This window comes from Microcoleus sp. OTE_8_concoct_300, from assembly GCF_031383065.1.
Lineage (GTDB): Bacteria > Cyanobacteriota > Cyanobacteriia > Cyanobacteriales > Microcoleaceae > Microcoleus.
In genome coordinates this window covers 1-1,473 of record NZ_JANMZH010000484.1, presented here as the reverse complement: position 1 = coordinate 1,473, position 1,473 = coordinate 1, and the positions used below count along the sequence as shown (strand labels likewise).

The window sequence follows — 1,473 nt, the reverse complement described above, 5'->3', positions numbered from 1 at the left end:
AGTGAACTACCTACACCAACTGCACGGAGCAGTATGGTGTAGGCTTCTTTCTTCACGGGGGATTGCCTCGACGATGGTAGATTTTTTACGTCCAGATCGTTTTGGGCTTACACCCCCTCCGAAAGCAGAAGCGCTAGTTCCTAACGCCAAAATCCGCAAGCCTTCATTTCTGATATTGATCGCGGCGTTGATATCACGATCGTGTTGTTTTCCGCAGTTTGGGCAGTCTACATAACGTACCTTCAGACTATCCCAACCTTTCTGAAGTTGAGGAATCGGTAGCAGCGTTTCTGAACAAAGCTGTGATGATGGAAAAAATCGATTGATTTCGACATAATTTCGATCCAACTGTTCAGCTTTGTATTTGAGCATAGTGCAAAACGTTCCCCATCCTCGCTCAGAAATAGCTCTGGCTAAGTTGGGATTCTTGACCATGTTCTTGACTGAGAGATTTTCTGTCACAATTACTTGGTTTTCGTTGACTATCTTGCGGGATAGCTTGTGAAGAAAGTCTTCGCGGATTCTGGCAATCTTGCTACACACTTTTGCCACCAGCAATTTCGCTTTTCTACGGTTCGTATAGCCCTTTTTCCTGGCTAATTTACGTTGTTTGCGTTTTTTGTTGCGTTCTAGTTTTTGTAGCTTTTTCTGAGCTTTTTTAGGCTGATTATGCTTCACTCCGTTAGAGGCGATCGCAAAATCTTTCAATCCCAGATCTACACCGATTGCATCGTTGACTGGTTCTAATGTTTGTTTGGACACTTCAAACAGTATTGATGCAAAGTACGTGCCATCTGTGTTTTGTGAGATGGTGACGCAACCTTGCTTACCATCAGGTAAGCTCCGATGAAACTTAGTTTTGACATATCCCAATGTACCAGGAAATTTAATCGATTTCTCTGAAACCATCAGCTTGACATTCTGAGGATATGAAACCGATTGTTTCGCTCCTTTCTTTTTGAACGTCGGATATTTAGTACGACCTTCAAAGAAATTCACGAATGCTGCACTGAGATTGAATGTCACCCGTTGCAATGATTGAGAATAAGCAATTCCCAACCAGTCAAATTCCGTTTTCAACCCCGGTAGCAATTTATCCATTGCAGCTTTACTCATACCTTTCCCAGTTTCCTTGTAAGTCGTTGTGGTTAGGTTCAACATTCGGTTGTATAACCAACGACAATTACCAAAACATTGAGCTAGGTATTGCTCTTGTTCGGGAGTGGGATAGATTCTGACTTTGACTGCGTGATACACTGGGGGCGATTTCTACCGTGTTTATAGATTCATGGTAACACAGGTTTGGATGGTGTGTATAAAATTGTCGTGAAGTTATGTAGGAGATTGTTTATTTTGTCAGTATATCTTCCCTGGCTTTCAGCATTGGTCCGATATCTGACAAAATAAACCTGGCTTTCATCCCGCCGCTAAATCAAAGATTATAGCGGGGGCATTCCCGCTGAGCGAGGTAAA

1 protein-coding gene is annotated in these 1,473 nt (G+C 42.6%); it reads right to left on the bottom strand.

Annotated features, from left to right (window positions below; all coding sequences use genetic code 11):
* Positions 1-6: 6 nt before the first annotated feature.
* On the bottom strand, positions 7-1,257 hold the full coding sequence (locus ACUVJL_RS21955) for an RNA-guided endonuclease InsQ/TnpB family protein (protein WP_445247771.1): 1,251 nt from the start codon (positions 1,255-1,257) through the stop codon (positions 7-9).
* Positions 1,258-1,473: the final 216 nt, after the last annotated feature.